15 protein-coding genes are annotated in these 18,454 nt (G+C 75.3%); 9 read left to right on the forward strand and 6 right to left on the reverse strand.

What is annotated here, in order from left to right; translation table 11 throughout:
- Positions 1-68: 68 nt before the first annotated feature.
- Positions 69-1,523: a sugar porter family MFS transporter gene (locus HKK73_RS03375; RefSeq protein ID WP_144721533.1), complete on the reverse strand. Its 1,455-nt coding sequence runs from the start codon at positions 1,521-1,523 to the stop codon at positions 69-71.
- A 239-nt stretch (positions 1,524-1,762) separates the two neighbouring features.
- Here HKK73_RS03375 and HKK73_RS03380 point away from each other — a divergent pair, with 239 nt between their 5' ends.
- The 3 genes from HKK73_RS03380 (at position 1,763) to HKK73_RS03390 (ending at position 4,620) form a co-directional block, all read left to right on the forward strand.
- Positions 1,763-2,362, forward strand: coding sequence for a hypothetical protein (locus HKK73_RS03380; RefSeq protein WP_043655142.1), 600 nt, complete (start codon positions 1,763-1,765; stop codon positions 2,360-2,362).
- A 630-nt stretch (positions 2,363-2,992) separates the two neighbouring features.
- Positions 2,993-3,613 carry a DUF47 domain-containing protein gene (locus tag HKK73_RS03385; RefSeq protein WP_021482999.1) on the forward strand — a complete coding sequence of 207 codons (621 nt, stop codon included), beginning with the start codon at positions 2,993-2,995 and terminating at the stop codon, positions 3,611-3,613.
- Between the two features lie 5 nt (positions 3,614-3,618).
- Positions 3,619-4,620, forward strand: a complete 1,002-nt coding sequence (locus tag HKK73_RS03390) for an inorganic phosphate transporter (RefSeq protein ID WP_021482998.1) — start codon at positions 3,619-3,621, stop codon at positions 4,618-4,620.
- 124 nt (positions 4,621-4,744) lie between these two features.
- On the opposite strand, the gene HKK73_RS03395 is transcribed toward HKK73_RS03390, so the two are convergent.
- The 3 genes from HKK73_RS03395 to mshD all read right to left on the reverse strand — a co-directional run bounded on the left by HKK73_RS03395 (position 4,745) and on the right by mshD (position 9,151).
- Positions 4,745-5,782: an NUDIX domain-containing protein gene (locus HKK73_RS03395; RefSeq protein WP_081600034.1), complete on the reverse strand. Its 1,038-nt coding sequence runs from the start codon at positions 5,780-5,782 to the stop codon at positions 4,745-4,747.
- A 3-nt stretch (positions 5,783-5,785) separates the two neighbouring features.
- Positions 5,786-8,050: an RNA degradosome polyphosphate kinase gene (locus tag HKK73_RS03400; protein ID WP_137279710.1), complete on the reverse strand. Its 2,265-nt coding sequence runs from the start codon at positions 8,048-8,050 to the stop codon at positions 5,786-5,788.
- A 66-nt stretch (positions 8,051-8,116) separates the two neighbouring features.
- A complete protein-coding gene (gene mshD / locus HKK73_RS03405; protein ID WP_194522001.1) occupies positions 8,117-9,151 on the reverse strand; it encodes a mycothiol synthase in 1,035 nt (344 codons plus the stop codon).
- Between the two features lie 219 nt (positions 9,152-9,370).
- Between mshD and HKK73_RS18875 the strand changes: the two genes are divergently transcribed.
- The 4 genes from HKK73_RS18875 to HKK73_RS03420 all read left to right on the forward strand — a co-directional run bounded on the left by HKK73_RS18875 (position 9,371) and on the right by HKK73_RS03420 (position 13,528).
- The gene (locus tag HKK73_RS18875) at positions 9,371-9,964 is read left to right on the forward strand and encodes an MFS transporter (protein WP_216608044.1); all 594 of its coding nucleotides are present in this window, start codon (positions 9,371-9,373) and stop codon (positions 9,962-9,964) included.
- On the forward strand, positions 9,964-10,665 hold the full coding sequence (locus tag HKK73_RS18880; RefSeq protein ID WP_216608045.1) for a hypothetical protein: 702 nt from the start codon (positions 9,964-9,966) through the stop codon (positions 10,663-10,665). Before HKK73_RS18875 ends, HKK73_RS18880 begins: the two co-directional genes overlap by 1 nt.
- A gap of 162 nt (positions 10,666-10,827) precedes the next feature.
- Positions 10,828-12,036, forward strand: coding sequence for an FAD-dependent oxidoreductase (locus HKK73_RS03415; protein WP_371810579.1), 1,209 nt, complete (start codon positions 10,828-10,830; stop codon positions 12,034-12,036).
- Positions 12,037-12,076: 40 nt separating this feature from the next.
- Positions 12,077-13,528 (forward strand): MFS transporter, encoded by a 1,452-nt coding sequence (locus HKK73_RS03420; RefSeq protein WP_171467439.1) that lies wholly within the window; start codon positions 12,077-12,079, stop codon positions 13,526-13,528.
- Between the two features lie 102 nt (positions 13,529-13,630).
- Here HKK73_RS03420 and HKK73_RS03425 read toward each other — a convergent pair whose 3' ends face one another.
- Positions 13,631-14,602, reverse strand: a complete 972-nt coding sequence (locus HKK73_RS03425) for a pentapeptide repeat-containing protein (RefSeq protein ID WP_085386552.1) — start codon at positions 14,600-14,602, stop codon at positions 13,631-13,633.
- Positions 14,603-14,744: 142 nt separating this feature from the next.
- Positions 14,745-16,775, reverse strand: coding sequence for an acetate--CoA ligase (gene acs / locus HKK73_RS03430; RefSeq protein ID WP_171467440.1), 2,031 nt, complete (start codon positions 16,773-16,775; stop codon positions 14,745-14,747).
- Between the two features lie 344 nt (positions 16,776-17,119).
- Here acs and HKK73_RS19345 point away from each other — a divergent pair, with 344 nt between their 5' ends.
- The gene (locus HKK73_RS19345; protein ID WP_171467441.1) at positions 17,120-17,794 is read left to right on the forward strand and encodes a response regulator transcription factor; all 675 of its coding nucleotides are present in this window, start codon (positions 17,120-17,122) and stop codon (positions 17,792-17,794) included.
- A 125-nt stretch (positions 17,795-17,919) separates the two neighbouring features.
- The gene (locus HKK73_RS03440; protein ID WP_137279705.1) at positions 17,920-18,393 is read left to right on the forward strand and encodes a hypothetical protein; all 474 of its coding nucleotides are present in this window, start codon (positions 17,920-17,922) and stop codon (positions 18,391-18,393) included.
- Positions 18,394-18,454: the final 61 nt, after the last annotated feature.

Consider the following 18,454-nt stretch of genomic DNA (forward strand, 5'->3'; position numbering starts at 1 on the left):
GGCCGTCGAGGAACGCGACGGCCCCGCGCGGGCGGCCCCTCCTATCCGGGCGGCCGCCCGCGCGACGACTACTGGGGCGCCCGGCGATCCGCCGTGGTTCCCATGTCCTCCAGCTCGACGCCCTTCGTCTCGGGGACCTTCGCGAGGACGAAGACGAAGGACAGCGCCGCGAAGACGGCGAACGCGGTGTACGGGACGGAGGCGCCGAACGTGTCGAGGGCGGGCTTGAAGGCGATCGTGACGGTGAAGTTGGCGAGCCACTGAGCCATCGCCGCGACGCCGAGCGCGGCGGCACGGATGCGGTTCGGGAACATCTCGCCGAGCAGGACCCAGACCAGCGGCCCCCAGGAGGCGCCGAAGAACACGACGAAGGCGTTCGCCGCGACCAGGGCGATGGGTCCCCAGGGGTCGGGCAGCGAGATGTTGTCGCCGCTGCCGCTCGACTGGGTGAACGCGAACGCCATCACGGCGAGCGAGACGGTCATGCCCGCGGAGCCGACGAGGAGGATCGGCCGTCGGCCCACCCTGTCGACCAGGACGATGGCGACGAACGTCACCGCCACGTTGGTCACGGCGGTGATCGTGGAGAACAGGAACGACTGGCTCTCGTCGAAGCCGACGGTCTGCCACAACGTCGTGGAGTAGTAGAAGATCGCGTTGATGCCGACGAACTGCTGGAACACCGAGAGCAGGATGCCGACCCACACGATCGGCTTGAGGCCGAACGTCGACCCCCGGAGCGTGCCCTCCTGCGCGTTCTTCTCGTCGACGGCGATCGAGCGGTGGATCTGCGCGATGCGGTCGTCGACGTCCTCGTCCGGTCCGAGCACGGACTCGAGCACGGCGCGCGCCTCGTCGTCCCGGCCCTTCGCCACCAGGTATCGGGGCGACTCGGGGATGCGCAGGGCGAGGATGCCGTAGACCGCAGCGGGGACGACGCAGACGAGGAACATCCAGCGCCACGCCTCCCACCCGAGCCACAGCTCGTTGGACGCCCCGCCCGCGGTCTCCGCGAGGAGCTGGTCGGAGAGCAGCGCCGCGAAGATGCCGATCGTGATGGCGAGCTGCTGGAGCGAGCCCATGCGGCCGCGGAGGCGGGCCGGCGCGATCTCCGCGATGTACGCGGGCGCGATGACCGAGGCGATACCGATGCCGACGCCCGCCATGAACCGCCAGATGGCCAGGTCGAAGGCCGACCACGCGATCGCCGAGAGGATCGAGGAGACGAAGAACAGGACGGCGCCGAACACCATGACGCGCGTGCGGCCCCACCGGTCGGCGAGACGGCCGCCCGACCACGCGCCGAGCGCGCAGCCGAGGAGAGCGATCGCGACGACGAGGCCCGTCACCGCGGAGTCGAGGTCGAACTGGCCCTCGATCGCCGCGACGGCGCCGTTGATGACCGAGCTGTCGAACCCGAAGAGGAAGCCGCCGACCGCGGCGGCGACGGCGAGACCGATCGCCTTCCGGTGGGCGCTCCGCTCGCTCACGGTCCTCTGACCTGCTGCGCCGCTGCTCGACATCTCGCCCTCCGCTCCGTCCCGGAGCCGGTGGCAGCTCCTGTCGTCCCTCTGTCGTCACTGTAGGGCGGGGTGCGGACCGTGGCGCGGTGAACGAGGTCCGGCCCCGAGCACCCCCTGGGCGGCTGCGCGCGTCGCGGGCCCGGGTGGAGACTGGGCGGGTGCCAGACGACGTCCCCACCCCCGGAGCCCGGCCCGACCCTGGTCGGTCCGACCGCACGCAGCGACCCCGCCGCCCCGCCATGCTCGACCCGCGCGACGCCGACGAGCTGCCCGGCGAGCTCGACCCCGCGCTCCGCGACCGGGTCGCGCACACCACCGCGCACGCGATCGTGCACCGCGCCCGCGACACCGAGGACCCGGAGGTCGTCGAGCGGCTCGTCCACCTCGTCGAGACCGAGGGCCTCGACGTCGTGGCCGGCCTGTGGTCCGACGCCGCGCCCAACTCGCTGCCGGGGGCGCTCTGGCGGCTCTACGTGCTGCGCGAGTGGGTGCGCCGGGACCCGCAGACCGTCACCCTCCGCTACCGGCTCGGCGTCGACGCGGCGCCCGTCCACGAGGCCATCGCGGGCGTGCCCCGGCCGCCAGGCCCGCAGGACGTGCGCGACCTCGCCGACGCGGTGCTGTCCGGCGTCTTCACGGGCGACCTCGCGGTCGCGCTCGAGCGCGCCGGGTCGTTCTGCCGCATCCTCGCCACCGGCGCCGCGTTCGACGCCGACGCGCGAGAGGTCGCCGACCCCGACGGCGCCCTCCGCACGACCCGCGGCGCGGGCTCGCTGCTGCGGACCGCCCAAGAGCTCGAGCACGCCGCCGAGCTCTGGCGCGCCGACCGCCTCGACTGAGCGCGCGCTCCTCCCCGCTGCGGAGCCCCGGTCGTCGCCGAGCAGGCGGACCTGGCGCGTCCGTGCCACCCGACGCGCCCGGACCGCCTGCTCGACCGACCGGAGCCACCTGGTCGGGCCCGTCGGGACCCCGCGGGCGCGAGGGTGCGGGATCGGCGGCGCGCCCGCACGGCGGGCGGGGGCGGTCTCGCGGAGCGCGAACACGGGTACCCCGAGCGGGGTGCGGCACGTACGATGGATCTCGACGCCGGGCCGCGGTAGCCCCGGGCTCCACACTCAGCCGCTACGAGCGGCCACGCGCCGAGAGGCGCTCCCGGTCCGGCGTCACTACTTCCCCCTCGCGCCCACCGCGCGCCGCCTCTCGTGCGGTGCGCGGGCGCGGTGGCCGCACCGGCGACGAGGCCGGGCGCAGGCTGTGGGCGTCCTGAGCATCCGGGACCTTGGGCCCGACGATTCCAGCATCGCTCCGCGCGTCGGCTACATTTGACGAGAGTTCGACGTGCGTTCACCGAGAGATCATCCGACCAGAGATCGTGACCACCCCGGCCGTCCGGTCACCCCGGCGGTCGAGCGGCCCCCGCGGCCGACGCCAGCTCAGACCCCTACCCCGCGTCCCTTCCGGAGCCCCCCGTGCGCCTGCGCCTGACACCGCGCGACACCTCGTTCTTCGACCTCCTCGCCGCCTCGGCGCAGCACCTGGTCACAGGGTCCACGCTCCTCGCGGAGCTGCTGGGGGCGGACCGCCCCACGCGCAAGCAGCTCGCGAAGCAGCTGAGCGAGACCGAGCACCTCGCGGACGACGCGACGCACTCGATCATGCGACGCCTCAACCAGACGTTCGTCACGCCGTTCGACCGGGACGACATCTACGCCCTCGCGTCGGCGCTCGACGACTGCATGGACTACATGGAGGAGGCGGCCGACCTCATCGTCCTCTACAAGGTCGACGAGCTCCCGGCCCGCGTGTCCGAGCAGGTCCAGGTGCTCCAGCGGGCGTCGGAGCTGACGGCCGAGGCGATGCCGCGGCTGCGCTCGATGGACGACCTCCCCGAGTACTGGGTCGAGGTCAACCGCCTGGAGAACCAGGCGGACAAGGTCCACCGCAAGCTGCTCGCCGAGCTCTTCGACGACGTGTCCGACCCGGTCCTCCTCATGAAGCTCAAGGAGATCGTGGAGGTCCTCGAGCAGGCGGCCGACGCCTTCGAGAAGGTCGCCAACACGGTCGAGACCATCGCCCTCAAGGAGTCCTGAGCCCCGTGGAGGCAGTGCTCGTCGTCGTCGTCGTGGCCTTCGCCCTGGCGTTCGACTACACCAACGGGTTCCACGACGCCGCGAACGCCATCGCGACCTCGGTGTCGACCCGGGCCCTCACACCGCGCGCGGCGCTCCTCATGGCGGCGGTGTTCAACCTCATCGGCGCGCTGCTCGGCACGGCCGTGGCGCAGACCATCGCGGAGGACATCGTCGCCGTCGGCGACGTGCCACCCCACCAGGGTCTCGTCATCGTCCTGTGCGGGCTGGTCGGCGCGATCACGTGGAACCTCATCACGTGGTGGCTGGGCCTGCCGTCGTCGTCGACGCACGCGATCATCGGCGGCCTCGCGGGCGTCGGCCTCGCGTCCGGGATCACGGTGCACTGGGACGCGATCCTCGACAAGGTCGTGCTCCCCATGATCTTCTCGCCGCTGATCGGCTTCGGCCTCGCGTTCGCGCTCATGGTCCTGCTGCTCTGGGTGTTCCGGAACGCGGCGCCCGCGCGAGCGTTCCGCCGGTTCCGGATCGCGCAGACGGCCTCCGCCGCCGCGATGGCGCTCGGCCACGGTCTGCAGGACGCGCAGAAGACGATGGGCGTCATCGTGCTCGCCCTCGTGGCGGGCGGGTTCCAGGACGACAACACGATCCCGCTGTGGGTCAAGCTGTCGGCCGCGACGGCGATCTCGCTCGGCACCTACGCGGGCGGCTGGCGCATCATGCGCACGCTCGGCCGCAAGATCATCGAGCTCGACCCGGCGCGCGGCTTCGTCGCCGAGTCGGTGTCCGCCGTGGTGCTCTACGCCAACGCGTTCATCTTCCACGCGCCCGTCTCGACGACGCACACCATCACCTCGGCGATCATGGGCGTCGGCGCGACCAAGCGCCTGTCCGCGGTGCGCTGGGGCGTCGCCAAGAACATCGGCGCCGCGTGGGTCCTGACGATCCCTGCCGCCGCGCTCGTCGCGGCCGTCGTCTACTGGATCCTCAGCCCCATCCTGCTCTGACCCCAGGGCACCGGCACCGCCGGTCCCCTCGCACGCCGACGGCGCCCCGTCGGCGGCCTCGCGGCTGCCGGCGGGGCGTCGTCGTGCGTCCGGACGTCGCGGCGCGGGGACGCCGGTGCGGGTCTCAGTGCAGCGGCGGGGCGACCTTCTCCGCCGCGACGACGCGCGGTCCCTTGGGCGTGCGCGCCACGTGGGCCACGATCATCTCGCCGGGCTCGAGGAACGGGTCGTGCGCGGGCAGGGCGTTCGCGACCGGGCGCCGCGAGTGCTGGCCGAGGACGTCGAGCACCGTGGGCAGTACGGGCCGGTGCGTGCACAGCACCGACGACCGCTCCGCCTCGAGCAGCTCCCGGACCGTCCGCGCGACGCGCGCGGGGGACCGCTCGTGCTGCGCCTCGGTGAGGTGGTCGATGCTGACCGGGGCGAGCCCCGAGGCGGTCGCGTAGGGCGCGATCGTCTGGGCGCAGCGGTCCCAGCGGCTCGTGACGATCGTCTCGACGCCGTAGGCCGCGAGCACCGGCACGAGCGCGACCCCCTGGGCGTGGCCCGCGGGCGTGAGCGGACGGTCCTGCTCGTCGCCGTGCCACGCCGACCGTGCCACGGCCTTGCCGTGGCGTGCGATGACGACGACGTGCGTCGCGAGGCGGCCCTCGTCGCGCTCGCGCACGAGCGCCTCGAGCGGCGCCCGGTCGGCCTGCCGCGTGAGGCGCCGCGCGGCGTCGTCCGCGGAGAGCCACGCGGCGCGGTCGATCTCCTGGGGCGACACCGGCGGGACGGGGGCGCGCGCGGCGAGCGCGCCGGCGTCGGACCGGCCCGACGCGCGGCGCGCGGCCCAGTAGTGCACGCGCTTCACGCGGCCCTCGGGCGTGAGGTACTGCAGGCCGGGCAACGGGACGCCCAGCACGACCGGCTTGCCCGTCTCCTCGGCGACCTCGCGCGCCGCGGCCGCCTGGAACGTCTCGCCCGGGTCGAGCTTGCCCTTGGGCCACGACCAGTCGTCGTAGCGCGGCCGGTGGACGAGGCGCACCTGCAGCTCGTCGTCGCGCACGCGCCACACGAGGGCACCGGCCGACTCGATGACGGGCGCGTGCGACACGTGCGTCGGGCCGAGCGTGTCCACGAGCGGCACGCCGCCGCGGAGCGCGGAGGACGGCACTCCCATCCGCTACCGCCTCCCGACGAGCCGGCGGCGCTGTCGCTGGACGAGGCTGGCCTGGAGGTCGACGAGCGGCGAGCCGTCGGGCGCGGTGTCGGGGCGGTGCCACGTGCCGTCGGCGTCGAGGTGCCACGACGCCGTGCGCTCGGACATCGACGCGTCGAGCAGGTCGAGCAGCTCCATCACCTGGTCGGGGTCGGTGATCCGCACGAGCGCCTCGACGCGGCGATCGAGGTTGCGGTGCATGAGGTCGGCCGACCCGATGAACACCTCCGGGCCGCTCTCCGGGCCCTCGCCGATGGCGGGGCCGGCGGAGTTGGCGAACGCGTAGATGCGCGAGTGCTCGAGGAAGCGCCCGAGGATCGAGCGCACGCGGATGTTCTCGCTCAGCCCGGGCACGCCCGGGCGGACGGCGCAGATGCCGCGCACCACGAGGTCGACCTTCACGCCCGCCTGCGACGCCCGGTAGAGCGCGTCGAGCGTCGTCTCGTCGACGACGGAGTTGACCTTGATCTTGACCCACGCCTCGTGGCCGTCGCGCGCGGCGACCGCCTCACGGTCGATCCGCTCGACGAGGCCGGAGCGGACGGTGCGGGGTGCGACGAGCAGGCGGTGGAACCGCGACTGCGGCGCGTACCCGGACAGCTGGTTGAACAGGCGCGTGAGGTCCTGCCCGACGTCGGGGTCGCACGTGAGCAGGCCGTGGTCGGTGTAGAGGCGGGCCGTCTTCGGGTGGTAGTTCCCGGTGCCGACGTGGCAGTAGCGGCGCAGGCCGTCCGACTCCTGGCGCACGACGAGCGAGAGCTTGCAGTGCGTCTTGAGCCCGACGATCCCGTACACGACGTGCACGCCCGCCTGCTCGAGCTTGCGCGCCCACGAGATGTTGGCCTGCTCGTCGAACCGGGCCTTGATCTCGACGAGCGCGAGCACCTGCTTGCCCGCCTCGGCCGCGTCGATGAGCGCGTCGACGATCGGCGAGTCGCCCGACGTCCGGTACAGCGTCTGCTTGATCGCGAGCACCGCCGGGTCGGCCGCCGCCTGCTCGAGGAACGTCTGCACCGACGTCGAGAACGAGTCGTACGGGTGGTGCAGCAGGACGTCGCGCTCGCGGATCGCGGCGAACACGTCCGTCGGGGACGAGCTCTCCACCTCGGCGAGGAGGCGGTGCGTCGTCGGGACGAACGGCGGGAAGTGCAGGTCGGCACGGTCGAGGTCGGCGATGAGGTTGAGGCCCGTGAGGTCGAGCGGCAGCGGGATCTCGTACACCTCCTCCTCGACGACGCCGAGCTCGCGCACCAGCAGCGCGCGGATGCGCGGGCTGATGCCCGGCGTGAGCTCGAGGCGCACGGGCGGCCCGAACCGGCGGCGCAGCAGCTCCTTCTCCATCGCCTGGAGCAGGTTCTCCGCGTCGTCCTCCTCGACCTCGACGTCCTCGTTGCGCGTGACGCGGAACAGGTGGTGCTCGCGCACCTCCATGCCGGGGAAGAGGTGGTCAAGGTGCTGCGCGATGACCTCCTCGATCGGCACGAACGACGTCGGCCCGCGGTCGGGCGACGCCGTCTGCGACGTCGGCGCGCTCGGGCGGCCGCGCGCGTCCACGGCGATGAACCGGGGCAGCAGCGGCGGCACCTTGACGCGCGCGAAGTGCTCCTTGCCGGTCGTCGGGTTCGCCACCACGACCGCGAGGTTGAGCGAGAGCCCCGAGATGTAGGGGAACGGGTGCGCCGGGTCGACGGCGAGCGGCGTGAGCACGGGGAAGATCTGCTTGCGGAAGAACTTGTGCAGGCGCTCCTGCTCGCGCGTCTCCAGCTCGTCCCAGTGGACGAGCGTGATGCCCTCGGCGGCGAGCGCCGGCTGGACGTCGTCGGCGAAGACCCGCGCGTGGCGGTCCATGAGCTCGTGCGCGCGCTCGCTGATCGCGTCGAGCACCTGGCGCGGCGACAGCCCCGAGGCGGCCGTGACCGCGATGCCCGTCGCCATGCGGCGCTTGAGGCCGGCGACCCGGACCATGAAGAACTCGTCCAGGTTCGACGCGAAGATCGCGAGGAACCGCACGCGCTCCAGGAGCGGCTGGCTCGGGTCCTCCGCGAGCTCGAGCACGCGCTGGTTGAACGCGAGCCAGCTCAGCTCGCGGTCGGCGAACCGGTCGTCGGGCAGCGGACCGAGGTCGAGCTCCGCACCGACCGGTTCGATCTCGGGCTCCTCGGCGATGTGCTCCGCGATGTGCGCGGCGAGGTCCGGGTCGAGGGTGCGCTGCGTGGACGTGTCGGTCATGGGTTCATGGTGGCACCAGTTGATGAACGGTGCGTGACGCGGGTCACCGTTCGGCCGGTGCGGGGGTCAGCGGGCGGGCCGGGCGTACTGCACGTGCACGGCGCGCCGCACGAACCCCGCCCGCTCGTACGTCCGCACCGCGGGGACGTTGTCGCCGTCCACGTACAGCACCGCCGTGCGTGCCCCGCGCTCCGCGAGGTGCGCGAGCCCGACGGCGGTCAGCAGCCGCCCGAGCCCCTCGCCCTGGGCGGACGGGACCACGCCGACGACGTAGATCTCGCCCTCGCGCGCGGCGTCCGGCTGGCCCGTCGGGATCTTGGTCCACACGAACCCGACGAGCTCGGGCGCACCGTCGCCGGGCGCCGGGTCGCGCTCGAGGAGCAGGAGACCGGCGGCGTCGAACCAGTCCTCGCGCATCCGCGCGCGCAGGTCGTCGACCGTGAGCCGCCCCTGCTCCGGGTGGTGCGCGAACGCGAGCGCGTTCGCCCGGACCCAGGCCGCGTCGTCGTCCCCGGGCACGAACGCGCGCAGCCGCAGACCCGCCGGGACGGCGGGGCGCGGGTGCTCCGCCGGGCCGCCCAGCGGGCGCTCGAGCACGAGCAGCTCCCGCACGACGCCGTACCCCGCCCGCGCGGCGAGGGCCTGCGCCGCGGGCAGGTCGCCGTGGGCCCACACGCGCAGCGGCGGGACGTCCCTGCCGGGGGAGGGCGCGCCGTCCGTGCCGGCCCCGACCGGGCCGTGCTCGTCCGTGGCGCGCTCGTCCGCGGTGCGCTCGGACGGGCGCGGCTCGACGGCGCGGTCCGCGGCGCTCCCCAGGAGGTGGAACCCGAGGCCGTGGCCGCGGTGCGCCGGGCGCACGACGAGCTCCGCGCTCGGCGCGTCCCCGCGCTTGTCCACCTGGGCGTAGCCCGCGAGCTCGCCCCCGCGCCACGTGAGGAGGTGCACGACGTCGTCGGTCGCCTCGCGCAGGTTGAGCAGCGGCTGCTCCGAGAGGGGAGCCACGCCGTCCTCCCGCTCCGCCGCCGCGGCGAGGTCGTGGACCTGCGCGATCTCGACGTCGTCGATGAGCGGCCCGGTGTGCCAGAGGATCGCGGTCTCCACCGGTCCATCTTGCCCCCGGCGCCCGCGCACGACCGAACGGGCGCCGCCCGCGCCCGCGGGACGCCGTCGTCGTCGCGGGAAGGTTCGGGCCGGGGTGACGGTTGTCACGTCCGTGAGCGAGCGGCCGTGAGGCGCGGGACCCGGAGGGCCGCGTCGGCCTGCCCGCCCCGCCGTCGTCCGACCGGTCGGACGACGGCGACGGGCTGAGAGGCAGGCGGCATGGGCGCGTGCGCGGTCGAAGAGGCGGCGGAGGCCGCAGCAGGGCGGGTCCCGGTCCCGGTGACGGTCCCGGCCCGGCCGGTCGGGGAACCGACGGGACCGGCCGTCTGGTCGCGGGACTTCCGGTACTACTTCACCGCGCGCAGCGCGGGGCTGCTCAGCTGGGCGATGCTCCCGGTCGCGGTCTCGGCCGGGCTGCTCGCCTCGGGCTACGGGCTCGCGGTCGCGGGGTACGCCATGGCGTTCCTCGTCGCCCCGTTCGCGGGGCTCGTGCTCTTCGGCGGCGTGCTCGCCGACCGGTTCACCGCGCGCCGGATGATGATCGTCGCCGACCTCGCGAACCTCGCCGCGCACGTGCTCCTCGCGGTCCTGTTCGTGCGGGGGATCGACCACCTCTGGCACCTCTACGCCCTCCTCGCCGTCGCCGGCACGGCCAACGCGCTGTTCCAGCCCGGCGCCGCGTCGACCGTGCCGCTCGTCGCGCGCGACGTCCAGGGGGCCAACGGCGTCCTGCGGACCTCCGAGGCGATCACCGGGCTCGGCGGCCCGGCGCTCGCGGGCGTCCTCGTCGGGTCGGGTCGACCGGCGGGGTGATGATCCTCTCCGCCGTCGCCTACGCGACGAGCGCGCTGTGCCTGCTCGCGCTCCGGCTCGGCGTCGTGCCGGCGCCCCCGGCGGGCGCGGGCCTGTGGCGCAGCCTGGCCGTCGGGTGGCAGGAGTTCCGCTCCCGCACGTGGCTGTGGGGCGTCGTCGTCATCTGGATGGTCTACGCGGTGCTCGCCTGGGGGCCGCAGCTCCCCCTGGCGGCGAGCGTCGTCGTGCCGACGCACGGGGCGACCGCGTTCGGCGTGCTCAACAGCGCGCTCGGGGTCGGGACCGTGGTCGGCGGGCTGCTCGCGATCCGCTACCGGCCGCGGCGGCCGCTCGCCGCGGGCGCCGTGGCGCTCGTGGCCTACCCGCTCTACCCGCTCGGCCTCGTGCTGGGCTGGCCGGTCGGGGCGCTCGCCGTCGCGCAGGTGCTCGTGGGCGTCGGGGTCGGGGTGTGGGGCGTCATGTGGGCGACGAGCGTCCAGACGCAGGTGCCCGGCGACGTGCTCAACCGGGTCCACGCCTACGAGGTCGAGGGGTCGGTGGGGATGTACCCGATCGGGGCCGCGCTGGCGGGTCCCGCCGTCGCCGCGTTCGGGACGGACCGGGTGCTCCTGGTGGGCGCGGTCGTGGGGACGCTCACGGTCGTGGCGCTCCTCGCCGTCCGGCCGATCCGCACGCTCCGGCGGGTCCCGGACCTCCCCTGAGCGCGCGCCGCACGCGCGGCGGCGCGTCGCCGAGCACGGGGTTGCTCGCCGTCGACCACGGGGTTGCGGTCGTTCAGAGCGCGATGACGACGGCAACCCCGTGTTCGGCACCTCACCTCGGGGCCGGGGAAGGTTCTGTCCGGGCGGGTCGTTGTGGTCGGCGTGAGCGAGCGGACCCACGGGCGAGAGACGGCGGCACCGGGCACGGCGGGCGCGGACCTGCTCGGCCCGGGCGGGGCCGTGCACGACGTCGTGGTCGTCGGTGCGGGCCAGGCCGGGCTCTCGGCGGCGTACCACCTGCGGCGCGCCGGGCTCGACCCGCTCGTGCTCGACGGCGGTCGCGGCCCGGGCGGCGCGTGGCAGGACCGCTGGGACTCGCTGACCATGGCCGAGACGCACGCGGTGCACGACCTCCCGGGCGTCCCGCTCCCGGTCGGCGACCCCGGCGAGCGCGCCAACGTCGCCGTCCCGCGCTACTACGCCGCCTACGAGCGCGAGAACGACCTGCGCGTGGTGCGGCCCGTCACGGTGCACGACGTGCGCGACGACCACGACGACCCCGCGCTCCTGCTGGTCCGCGCCACGGTCGGCGTCGGGCCGGACGCGCGCGACGTCGTCGTCCGCACGCGCACGCTCGTCAACGCGACCGGCACGTGGACCCGCCCGTTCTGGCCCCGCTACCCGGGCATGGAGACGTTCCGCGGGCGCCAGCTCCACACGCACGACTTCCGCGCCGCCGAGGACTTCGCGGGGCAGCACGTGGTGGTCGTCGGCGGCGGGGCGTCGGCGACGCAGCTCCTGCTCCAGATCGCGCCGCACGCGTCGGGCACGACGTGGGTGACGCGCCGCGAGCCCGTGTGGGTCGAGGAGGAGTTCTCGCCCGAGCTCGGCCGGGCCGCCGTCGCGCGGGTCGCGGAGCGGACGGCCGCGGGCCTGCCGCCGGGGAGCGTCGTCTCGGTCACGGGCCTGCCGCTCACGCCCCGCTACCGCGCGGGGATCGCGAGCGGGGTGCTGCGGCGTCGGCCGATGTTCGCGCGCGTCACGGCGACCGGCGTCGAGTGGGCCCCCGGCGCGAACGACGACGGGCTCCTGCACCAGCCCGCCGACGTGATCCTCTGGGCCACCGGGTTCCGGGCCGCGCTCGACCACCTCGCACCCCTCGGCCTGCGCGCGCCCGGCGGCGGGATCGTGCTCGACGGCACGACCGCGTCGAGCGACCCGCGCGTCCAGCTCGTCGGCTACGGGCCGAGCGCCTCGACGATCGGGGCCAACCGGGCGGGGCGCGAGGCGGCGCGCGGCGTGCTGCGGGCGCTCGGCCGACAGCCCGGCAGCAGCCCCGCGGCAGGATCTCGGCGACCGGTGGCGGTGTGAGGGCTCGTCAGCGCCCGCCGCGGAGCCCTAGCGTGCACCCGTGAGCACCGAGTCCTCCCAGGCCCCCGACCCGCACCCCGCGCGCGAGCCCGCCCCGACCGTGGTCGACGCGCCCGCCCTCCCGACGCAGCGCCGCACCCTGACGACCCTCGCCGCGACCCAGGTGCTGTCCGGCGTCGGGGTCGCGAGCGGCATCGCCGTCGCACCCCTCGTGGCGTCGGCGCTGTCCGGGTCCGACGCCATCGCGGGGCTCACCTCGACCTCGGGCGTCGTCGGCGCGGCGCTCGTCGCGCTGCCGCTCGCCCAGGTCGCGGGCCGACGCGGTCGGCGGCCTTCGCTCCTGCTCGGCTTCGGCCTCGCGACGGGCGGCGCCGTCCTCGCGACGGTCGCCGTCCTGCTGGGCTCGTGGCCGCTGCTCGTCGTGGCGATGCTGCTCTTCGGCTCCGGCACGGCCGCCGGTCTCGCCTCCCGCTTCGCCGCGACGGATCTCGCGACGCCGCAGCGCCGGGCCCGCGACCTGTCCGTGGTGGTCTGGGCGACGACCGTCGGGTCCGTCGTCGGGCCGACGCTCGCGGGCGTCGCCGACCGGGTCGCCGGGCCCGCCCTGCGCCTCGGGGACGCGCACGCCGAGCACGGGAGCACCGCGGGGAGCACCGCGCCGAGCGCGGCCCCGTTCGTGCTCGCGACGCTCGCGTTCGCCCTCGCGGCGACCGTCGTCGCGGTGTGGCTGCGCCCGGACCCGCTGCTCGCGTCGCGCGCGCCGTCGGGGGCGGGCGCGGCGGGGTCCGGCGCGGAGGGTTCCGGCGCGACGGGTTCGGGTGCGGCGGCCTCCGGTGCGGCGGGTGGTGACGGGGGTGCGCCGGGCGCGGGCGGAGCGCCGGGCCCGGCGTCGTGGCGCGACGGCCTGCGCGCCGGCTGGGCCGTCGTCGCGGCCAGCCCGACGGCGCGCCTCGCGCTCGGCGCGATCGTGCTGAGCCACCTCGTCATGGTCGGCCTCATGTCCATGACCCCGGTCCACATGAACCGCGGCGGCGCGACGCTCCAGGTCGTGGGTCTCGTGATCAGCGCCCACATCGCGGGCATGTACGCGCTGAGCCCGGTCGTCGGGTGGCTCGCGGACCGGCTCGGGCACGCGCGCGTGCTGTACGCCGGAGGCGCGCTGCTCCTCGCGGCGGCGGTCGTCGTGGCGGGCGCGCCGGGCGAGGACTCCGCGCGCCTCACGGTCGGCCTGGTGCTGCTGGGGCTCGGGTGGTCGTGCGGGCTCGTCGCCGGGTCGGCGCTGCTCGTGGACGCGACGCCGGGGCCGTCGCGCACCGCCGTGCAGGGCCTGTCGGACCTCGCGATGAACACGGGCGGCGCCGTCGGCGGCATCCTCGCGGGCGCGATCATCGGGTTCTCGTCGTACGGCGCGCTCGCGTGGGGTGCGGCGGCGCTCGTCGTCGTGTGCGCGGTCGTGGCGGCTCCGCTCGCGCGGCGGGCTGCGCTCCGCTGACGACGGCCGCCGAGATCGGCACCCGGGGGTGGGATCGGTGGTCGCGACCGCCGATCCGGTCTGCGGGTGCCGATGTCGCGGGGTGGGCGGCTGCGGGCAGGGTCAGGCGAGCACGGCCGGGAGCGCCGTGCGCTCGTCCCGGCGGACGGCGCCGACCTGCGCCGGGGTGAGGAACAGCGCCCGGGAGAGGTCGGTGCCGCGCGCGTCCGCGCCCCGCAGGTCGGCGCCGAGCAGGTCGACGGCGTCGAGCCGGGCCCCGCGCAGGTCGGCACCGAGGAGCAGCGCGCCCCGCAGGTCCGACGCCGTGAGGTCCAGCCCGCGGAGGTCCGCGCCGACGAGGTCCGCCCCCGGCCGCAGCCGACGTCGCACCCCCGCGCCCGGAGCCCGGAGTGCCGGCGGGGCATCGGGCGGGACCGCTGCGCGGGCGGTGCCGTGCGGCGACGCGGCGCCGCGGCGGCCGTCCCGGTGCCGGCGGTCGCGCGCCTGCCAGGTGTCGCGCGTCGCGCCGCGCGCCGCGTCGCGCACGAGCGCGCTCGCCCGGTCGACCAGCGGGCCGACGGTGCGACGGACGGCGCCGACGTCGAGCGCGAGCAGGTCCGCCGCGGCGAGGTCCGCCAGGGGTGCGGTGCGGTCGAGCGCCTGCCGGGCGTCGTCGTGCACGGCGGCGGCCGCGGGGAGCGCGAGCACCTCCGCGAGGTACCAGAGCAGCTCCTGGAGCTGCGTGACGACGGGCAGGGCGGCGAACGCGTCGCGCGCGGCGGCGGGGTCGTCGCGCCAGGTCGCGCCGTCGTGCGCCGCCCGGACGGCGGCCGTCACGCGCTGGCCCGCGCCCAGGCAGTCGTAGGCGACGCAGCCGGGAAAACCGGACTCGGGCAGCCGGGCGTGGATGCCGCAGCCGAAGTCGGTGCGCAGGTTGGGGCAGGGCGTGCCGGCGGGCTTGTCGATCGCGAAGTCGGCGGATCGCACGAGGTGCAGCCCCACGCAGCACAGGCCCGTGCAGCGGGAGCAGTCGCTGCGCAGGTCGAGCTGCTCGACGAGGAGGGCGCGGCCGTCGGCCGCGGGGACGCGGGGCACGCCTCGACGCTACGCCGTCGTGGGGACGCCGGGCACGGGCATATCGCGGTGCGCACCGGCCGGGCGGTCGGCGCACGAGAACGGGGCCGGTGCCGTCATCGCGCGGATGAGGGCACCGACCCCGTGGTCGACGAGCGGCGCGTCAGTCGTCCGAGGACGACGGCTTCTGCAGACCTGCCGAGATGAGCTCCATCACCGACGAGTCCGCGAGGGTCGTGGCGTCGCCCACCGTCCGGTTCTCCGCGACGTCGCGCAGGAGGCGGCGCATGATCTTGCCGGACCGCGTCTTCGGGAGCTCGGGCACGACGAGGATGCGCTTCGGCTTGGCGATCGGGCCGATCTCCTTCGCGACGTGGTTGCGCAGCTCGGTCTGCACGGCCGCCGCGCCGTCGGCGTCGGACGCTCGGCCGGCGTGCTCGCCGCGCAGGATGACGAACGCGACGACGGCCTGGCCCGTGAGGTCGTCGCTCGCGCCGACGACCGCGGCCTCCGCGACGATCTCGTGGGAGACCAGCGCCGACTCGATCTCCGTGGTGGACAGGCGGTGCCCCGAGACGTTCATGACGTCGTCGACCCGGCCGAGCAGCCAGATGTCGCCGTCCTCGTCCTTCTTGGCGCCGTCGCCCGCGAAGTAGATGCCCGGGAAGCGCGACCAGTACGTGTCCTTGAAGCGCTCGAGGTCGCCCCAGATGCCGCGAAGCATCGACGGCCACGGCTCGGACAGCACGAGGTACCCACCGCCGCCGTTCGGTACGGAGCGCGCCTCGTCGTCGACGACGTCCGCCACGATGCCCGGCAGGGGCACCTGGGCGGAGCCCGGCTTGGCCGCCGTGACGCCCGGCAGCGGCGAGATCATGATCGCGCCCGTCTCCGTCTGCCACCACGTGTCGACGATGGGCGTGCGGTCGCCGCCGATGACGCGGCGGTACCACATCCAGGCCTCGGGGTTGATGGGCTCGCCCACCGACCCGAGCACGCGCAGCGACGACAGGTCGAACTTCGCGGGGATCTCCTCGCCCCACTTCATGCACGCGCGGATCGCCGTCGGCGCGGTGTAGAGGATCGAGACCCGGTACTTCTCGACGATCTCCCACCAGCGGCCCTGGTGCGGGGAGTCCGGGGTGCCCTCGTAGATCACCTGCGTCGCGCCGTTGAGGAGCGGGCCGTAGACGACGTACGAGTGGCCCGTGACCCAGCCGATGTCGGCGGTGCACCAGTAGACGTCGGTGTCGGCCTTGAGGTCGAACACGTTGCGGTGCGTGTATGCGGCCTGCGTGAGGTAGCCGCCCGTGGTGTGGAGGATGCCCTTGGGCTTCCCGGTGGTGCCCGACGTGTAGAGGATGAACAGCGGGTGCTCCGCCTCGACCCACACCGGGGTGTGCGTCGTGTCGGCGGCCTCGAGCGCGTCGTGCCACCACACGTCGCGGCCCTCGGTCCACGCGGTGTCCTGGCCGGTGCGGCGCACGACGAGGACGTGCTCGACCGTCGTCGGCTCCGCGCCGTCCTTCGGCGCGAGCGCCTCGTCGACCGCCGGCTTGAGCGCGGAGGCCGCGCCGCGGCGGTAGCCGCCGTCGGCCGTGATGACGAGCTTCGCCTCGGCGTCGGCGATGCGGCTGCGCAGCGCGTCGGCGGAGAACCCGCCGAACACGACCGAGTGCGGGGCGCCGATGCGCGCGCACGCGAGCATCGCCACGACGGCCTCGACGACCATCGGCAGGTAGATGACGACGCGGTCGCCCGTCTCGACGCCGAGGGCCGCGAGCGCGTTGGCCGCGCGCGAGACGTCGCGCTGCAGCTCGGCGTACGTGACCGTCCGGGCGTCGCCCGGCTCGCCCTCGAAGTGGATCGCGACCCGGTCGCCCAGACCTGCCTCGACGTGACGGTCCACCGCGTTGTACGCGGCGTTGAGCGTGCCGTCGGCGAACCAGCGCGCGACAGGCGCCTGCGACCAGTCGAGGGTCTCGGTGAACGGGGTCTGCCACGTGACGAGGTCGTTCGCCTGCCGCGCCCAGAACGCGAGCCGGTCGGCCCGCGCCTCCTCGTACAGCTCGGGCTGCGCGTTCGCCTGCGCGGCGAACTCGGGGCTCGGGGGGAAGCTCCGGGTCTCGTGGAGGAGGTTCTCCAGGCTGGACGTGGTGGCCGCTGCTGCGGCCTCGGGCTCGTTCTCTGGCACGCTGACCTCCGGTGCGCATCGACTCTGGTGCGGTCCCGCCGACCGCGGCGGCCGCCCGGGGGCGGCGTGACGGTACGACGGTACGACGGGGCGGACGGCCGCACGACCGGGGCCCCGACCTGGCGAGTGTAGACCTCCCGCGGTGAGCGCGGTCACATCCGTCCGGGATTCGGCGAGAGTGCTCGCAAAGGAGCGGGTGAGCGCCCTGGGACGGCGGGGGATCACGCCGTCGGACGGCCCGCCGGGCACCCCGGCGCGCTGTTGCCGCGCGGAGGGTGGTGCCCCACCATGGGCTCACGTTCCTCGCGGAGCGTACGGCCTCACGGCGAGGCACAGGGGGCGGGTTGGCGTACGCGGCGGTGCGGGGCGCGCGGTCGCGCCCTGCCGCGCCCGCACGCCGGGACGACGGCGTCGACGTCGCGTCCCGGGACCGCGTGCTCGCCGTCGCCGTGGCGGCCGGGCTGCGCGCCGTCGGCCGTTGCGGGGCGCGCACGGTCCCCGAGGACGCCCTCCGGCCGGGGTCCGGCGGCCGCCGCGGGCTCGTGCTCGTGGCCGACGACGCCGGGTCCCTCCCCGGCCCGCCGCTGCTCGCGGTCCTGCGGCGCCCGGGCCCGGTCGTGGTCGTGGGCGGCGCGGTGGCGGCGGACCGGCTGCTCGTCGCCGCGCGGGCCGGCGCCCTGGTCGTCGCCGCGGAGCGACCGTTCGGCGACCAGGTGCGGACGGTCGCCCGCATGCTCGCGGGGGACGTGCGCGCGGGCGACGCGCTGCTGGTGGACCAGCTCGTCGGGGTCGTGCGCGACCGCCGGGCGGTGGCGTCGCTCACGGGCCGGGAGACCGAGGTGCTGGAGCACCTCGCGGGCGGACGGTCGGTGGCCGAGATCGCTGCTGCGCTCGTGCTGTCGGTCGCGACCGTGCGCGCCCACGTCCGCTCGATCCTCGGCAAGCTCGGCGTCTCGTCCCAGCTCGCGGCCTCCGCCTCCCTGGCGCGGGCGCGGGGCGGCCGTCCCGTCCGCAGATAGTCAGAACTGACGATGTGGGGCGGTCGGCGCCCGGCGGATCCTGGCGACGGACCCGGACGAAGGCACCGGGCCGACGGCGGGGCGACGCAGCCCCGCCGACGCACGAGAGGGGGCACGACATGCTGGTGGTCTGCACACAGGACGACGACATCCGCGAGGCCGTCGAGAGGCACGGTTCGGGGGCGGACGCGTGGGGCGAGGTCGTCCTGCTTCCGAAGGGCTCACGGGCCGCGGCGGAACGGGCGCTCGTCGCGGCGCTCGCGACGGCGCGGGGCCCGGTCTGCCTGTCCGCGCACGGCAACGACGAGGAGATCGGCGACGAGGGGCACGGCGCCGACGACTGGGGGTGGAACCGGCGGCAGGTCGCACGGCTCCTCGCCCGGGTGCCCGGGCCGGTCGGCCCGGTGCTCGTGCACGCGTGTGCCGAGAACGTCTCCAACTTCTCGGCGGGGCTCGCCCTCGCGCTCGAGGAGGAGCGGGCGCTCGAGGGCGTCTGGGTCTACGGCTACAACCGGCCCGTCCCGGCGACCGCCGGCTACCCGCGGCCGGACGCGCTGAGCAGGCAGGTCGACCTGCAGGGCACGCAGGTCGTCTTCTGACCTCGCGCCACGGGGGCGCGGCGGTCGCCGTGCTCCGACACCGCACCACACGTCATCGGAG

It is taken from the genome of Cellulosimicrobium sp. 72-3, from assembly GCF_013127315.1.
Taxonomy (GTDB): Bacteria; Actinomycetota; Actinomycetes; order Actinomycetales; family Cellulomonadaceae; genus Cellulosimicrobium; species Cellulosimicrobium funkei.